The sequence below is a fragment of the Flavobacterium buctense genome (assembly GCF_014486695.1).
GTDB lineage: Bacteria > Bacteroidota > Bacteroidia > Flavobacteriales > Flavobacteriaceae > Flavobacterium > Flavobacterium buctense.
The window spans coordinates 1-5,241 of the sequence record NZ_JACTAB010000018.1 but is presented as its reverse complement, the minus strand read 5'-3'; the positions used below and the strand labels follow the sequence as shown (position 1 = coordinate 5,241).

At 48.0% G+C, this 5,241-nt stretch carries 2 tRNA genes and 3 rRNA genes; all 5 read left to right on the top strand.

Annotated elements, in window-relative coordinates:
- The first annotated feature begins 141 nt into the window (after nucleotides 1-141).
- The 5 genes from ICG50_RS12900 (at nucleotide 142) to rrf (ending at nucleotide 5,209) form a co-directional block, all read left to right on the top strand.
- Nucleotides 142-1,653 (top strand): 16S ribosomal RNA (locus ICG50_RS12900).
- 87 nt (nucleotides 1,654-1,740) lie between these two features.
- Nucleotides 1,741-1,814, top strand: a tRNA-Ile gene (locus ICG50_RS12895).
- Between the two features lie 89 nt (nucleotides 1,815-1,903).
- A tRNA-Ala gene (locus tag ICG50_RS12890) sits at nucleotides 1,904-1,977 on the top strand.
- Nucleotides 1,978-2,098: 121 nt separating this feature from the next.
- Nucleotides 2,099-4,981: ribosomal RNA gene (locus tag ICG50_RS12885) — 23S ribosomal RNA — on the top strand.
- Between the two features lie 118 nt (nucleotides 4,982-5,099).
- Nucleotides 5,100-5,209: ribosomal RNA gene (gene rrf, locus ICG50_RS12880) — 5S ribosomal RNA — on the top strand.
- Together the 16S, 23S and 5S rRNA genes with 2 tRNA genes alongside form the textbook arrangement of a ribosomal RNA operon.
- Nucleotides 5,210-5,241: the final 32 nt, after the last annotated feature.

The following is a 5,241-nucleotide window of genomic DNA, read 5'->3' as shown; positions in this document are numbered from 1 at the left end:
AGAAGAAACGTTCATAGACATATTGAATTGACAGCCGTTCTAACAGAGATGTTAGGACAAATAAAAGAGAGTAAGAGAGTCGAAAGATTTGAAAAAGACTAGCCTTTGTCTAAAAAAACGATTCGCAAGAATCAACAACATACGATGAAGAGTTTGATCCTGGCTCAGGATGAACGCTAGCGGCAGGCTTAACACATGCAAGTCGAGGGGTAGAGTAGCAATACTTGAGACCGGCGCACGGGTGCGTAACGCGTATGCAATCTACCTTTTACAGAGGGATAGCCCAGAGAAATTTGGATTAATACCTCATAGTATTATGAAATGGCATCATTTTATAATTAAAGTTCCAACGGTAAAAGATGAGCATGCGTCCTATTAGCTAGATGGTAAGGTAACGGCTTACCATGGCTACGATAGGTAGGGGTCCTGAGAGGGAGATCCCCCACACTGGTACTGAGACACGGACCAGACTCCTACGGGAGGCAGCAGTGAGGAATATTGGACAATGGGCGCAAGCCTGATCCAGCCATGCCGCGTGCAGGAAGACGCATCTATGGTGTGTAAACTGCTTTTGTACGGGAAGAAACACTCCTTCGTGAAGGAGCTTGACGGTACCGTAAGAATAAGGATCGGCTAACTCCGTGCCAGCAGCCGCGGTAATACGGAGGATCCAAGCGTTATCCGGAATCATTGGGTTTAAAGGGTCCGTAGGCGGTTTAATAAGTCAGTGGTGAAATCTGGTCGCTCAACGATCAAACGGCCATTGATACTGTTAGACTTGAATTACTAGGAAGTAACTAGAATATGTAGTGTAGCGGTGAAATGCTTAGATATTACATGGAATACCAATTGCGAAGGCAGGTTACTACTAGTGGATTGACGCTGATGGACGAAAGCGTGGGGAGCGAACAGGATTAGATACCCTGGTAGTCCACGCCGTAAACGATGGATACTAGCTGTTGGGGGCAACTTCAGTGGCTAAGCGAAAGTGATAAGTATCCCACCTGGGGAGTACGTTCGCAAGAATGAAACTCAAAGGAATTGACGGGGGCCCGCACAAGCGGTGGAGCATGTGGTTTAATTCGATGATACGCGAGGAACCTTACCAAGGCTTAAATGTAGATTGACAGGACTGGAAACAGTTTTTTCTTCGGACAATTTACAAGGTGCTGCATGGTTGTCGTCAGCTCGTGCCGTGAGGTGTCAGGTTAAGTCCTATAACGAGCGCAACCCCTGTTGTTAGTTGCCAGCGAGTCAAGTCGGGAACTCTAACAAGACTGCCAGTGTAAACTGTGAGGAAGGTGGGGATGACGTCAAATCATCACGGCCCTTACGCCTTGGGCTACACACGTGCTACAATGGACGGTACAGAGAGCAGCCACTGGGTGACCAGGAGCGAATCTACAAAACCGTTCTCAGTTCGGATCGGAGTCTGCAACTCGACTCCGTGAAGCTGGAATCGCTAGTAATCGGATATCAGCCATGATCCGGTGAATACGTTCCCGGGCCTTGTACACACCGCCCGTCAAGCCATGGAAGCTGGGGGTACCTGAAGTCGGTGACCGTAAGGAGCTGCCTAGGGTAAAACTGGTAACTGGGGCTAAGTCGTAACAAGGTAGCCGTACCGGAAGGTGCGGCTGGAACACCTCCTTTCTAGAGACGATATAGGGGATAGTCCTCAAAGCAATCGAATTTTTTACTCTCGCTGTTAGTTCAAATATTATAATAAGCAAAAAACAGAGTCTCGTAGCTCAGCTGGTTAGAGTACTACACTGATAATGTAGGGGTCCCCAGTTCGAGTCTGGGCGGGACTACTTTGTTTTGTTTATAAAGGAAATTCTGGAGGTTGAGTAACCGTTTGAAGTACTGTTAACTGAAAACTGTTAACTGAAAACTAGAAAATGGGGGATTAGCTCAGCTGGCTAGAGCGCCTGCCTTGCACGCAGGAGGTCATCGGTTCGACTCCGATATTCTCCACTACGCGCCGCGATTGAATAAATCGGTCTGGCCGCGCCAGTTCATTGACATATTGAGATAAGAAAATTTAAAAAGTAGAAAGAACACGCTCTCTATGCAGTAATGTATAGAAGCAAAAGTACAATAAGCAAAATAAGGGCGTATGGGGGATGCCTAGGCTCTCAGAGGCGATGAAAGGCGTGATAAGCTGCGAAAAGCTACGGGGATTGGCACACACGAATTGATCCGTAGATACCTGAATGGGGCAACCCGGCATGTTGAAGACATGTCACTCCGATAGGAGAGCAAACCCGCTGAACTGAAACATCTAAGTAGGCGGAGGAGAAGAAAACAAAAGTGATTCCGTAAGTAGTGGCGAGCGAACGCGGATTAGCCCAAACCAAAGTTGTTACGGCAATTTTGGGGTTGTAGGACCACGACATTTCTTGCGGATTGAACTAGAATAACCTGGAAAGGTTAACCAAAGAGGGTGATAGTCCCGTATAGGTAAGAGAAGATAAGGATAGTGGTATCCTGAGTAGGGCGGGGCACGTGAAACCCTGTCTGAATTTGGCGGGACCATCCGCTAAGGCTAAATACTCCTGAGAGACCGATAGTGAACCAGTACCGTGAGGGAAAGGTGAAAAGAACCGTGAATAACGGAGTGAAATAGATCCTGAAACCATACGCTTACAAGCGGTCGGAGCCCTTTAGTGGGGTGACGGCGTGCCTTTTGCATAATGAGCCTACGAGTTAACGTTGCTGGCAAGGATAAGCTATTAAGTAGTGGATCCGTAGCGAAAGCGAGTCTGAATAGGGCGCTTTAGTCAGTAGTGTTAGACGCGAAACCGTGTGATCTACCCATGGGCAGGATGAAGCTGTGGTAACACATAGTGGAGGTCCGAACCGGTTGACGTTGAAAAGTCTTCGGATGACCTGTGGGTAGGGGTGAAAGGCCAATCAAACTCGGAAATAGCTCGTACTCCCCGAAATGCATTTAGGTGCAGCGTTAGTTATAAAGTTATATAGAGGTAGAGCTACTGATTGGATGCGGGGGCTTCACCGCCTACCAATTCCTGACAAACTCCGAATGCTATATAATGTTCACTAACAGTGAGGGCATGGGTGCTAAGGTCCATGTCCGAGAGGGAAAGAACCCAGACCATCAGCTAAGGTCCCCAAATATATGCTAAGTTGAAAAAACGAGGTTTGTCTGCCCAGACAGCTAGGATGTTGGCTTGGAAGCAGCCATTCATTTAAAGAGTGCGTAACAGCTCACTAGTCGAGCGGACGAGCATGGATAATAATCGGGCATAAGCATATTACCGAAGCTATGGACTTGACTTAAAGTCAAGTGGTAGGGGAGCATTCTAACAGGGTTGAAGGTGTGTCGTAAGGCATGCTGGACTGGTTAGAAAAGAAAATGTAGGCATAAGTAACGATAATGCGGGCGAGAAACCCGCACACCGAAAGACTAAGGTTTCCTCAGCTATGCTAATCAGCTGAGGGTTAGTCGGGTCCTAAGGCGAATCCGAAAGGAACAGTCGATGGCCAACGGGTTAATATTCCCGTACTTCTTATAATTGTGATGGGGTGACGGAGTGATGAAAGCACCGCGAACTGACGGAATAGTTCGTTGAAGTACCTACCTATAAGCTGCGCAGGCAAATCCACGCGGCTTGGGGAAATACGATAGTACTCGGAGCCTTCGGGCAAAGAGATAGTGTGCCTAAGGGCTTCCAAGAAAAACCTCTAAACTTAGATTATAAGAACCCGTACCGTAAACCGACACAGGTAGTCGAGGAGAGAATCCTAAGGTGCTCGAGAGATTCATGGCTAAGGAATTAGGCAAAATAGACCTGTAACTTCGGGAGAAAGGTCGCCAGCAGCAATGCTGGCCGCAGTGAAAAGGTCCAGGCGACTGTTTATCAAAAACACAGGGCTCTGCAAAATCGTAAGATGAAGTATAGGGCCTGACACCTGCCCGGTGCTGGAAGGTTAAGAGGAGATGTTATCTTCGGAGAAGCATTGAATTGAAGCCCCAGTAAACGGCGGCCGTAACTATAACGGTCCTAAGGTAGCGAAATTCCTTGTCGGGTAAGTTCCGACCTGCACGAATGGTGTAACGATCTGGACACTGTCTCAGCCATGAGCTCGGTGAAATTGTAGTATCGGTGAAGATGCCGATTACCCGCAGTGGGACGAAAAGACCCTGTGCACCTTTACTATAGCTTAGTATTGGTCTTGGATAAGTGATGTGTAGGATAGGTGGGAGACTATGAAGTGGCGTCGCTAGGCGTTGTGGAGTCATTGTTGAAATACCACCCTTTGCTTATCTGAGGTCTAACCCCGCTTATGTGGGGGACATTGCTTGGTGGGTAGTTTGACTGGGGTGGTCGCCTCCAAAAGAGTAACGGAGGCTTCTAAAGGTTCCCTCAGCACGCTTGGTAACCGTGCGTAGAGTGCAATGGCATAAGGGAGCTTGACTGAGAGACATACAGGTCGATCAGGTACGAAAGTAGAGCATAGTGATCCGGTGGTTCCGCATGGAAGGGCCATCGCTCAAAGGATAAAAGGTACGCCGGGGATAACAGGCTGATCTCCCCCAAGAGCTCATATCGACGGGGGGGTTTGGCACCTCGATGTCGGCTCGTCACATCCTGGGGCTGGAGAAGGTCCCAAGGGTTGGGCTGTTCGCCCATTAAAGTGGCACGCGAGCTGGGTTCAGAACGTCGTGAGACAGTTCGGTCTCTATCTACTGTGGGCGCAAGAAATTTGAGTGGATCTGATTCTAGTACGAGAGGACCGAATTGGACTAACCTCTGGTGTATCTGTTGTTCCGCCAGGAGCACCGCAGAGTAGCTACGTTGGGAAGGGATAAGCGCTGAAAGCATATAAGCGCGAAACCCACCACAAGATGAGATTTCTTTTAAGGGTCGTGGAAGATGACCACGTTGATAGGCTATAGATGTAAAGGCAGTAATGTCATAGTCGAGTAGTACTAATAACCCGTAAGCTTATGTACGTCGTTGTCCCGTCGAAAGACGGGGCAGCAATCTTTCAAACAAAATTTCTTTATCTCAGTATGTTAAGATATTGTGTAATGTTGTCCCGATATATCGGGATACCCTTGCAAAACGACTTAAGGTGGTTATTGCGTCGGGGCTCACCTCTTCCCATTCCGAACAGAGCAGTTAAGCCCGATTGCGCAGATGGTACTGCAGTTATGTGGGAGAGTATGTCGCCGCCTTTTTTTATAAAACCCTATTCATTTATTTGGATAGG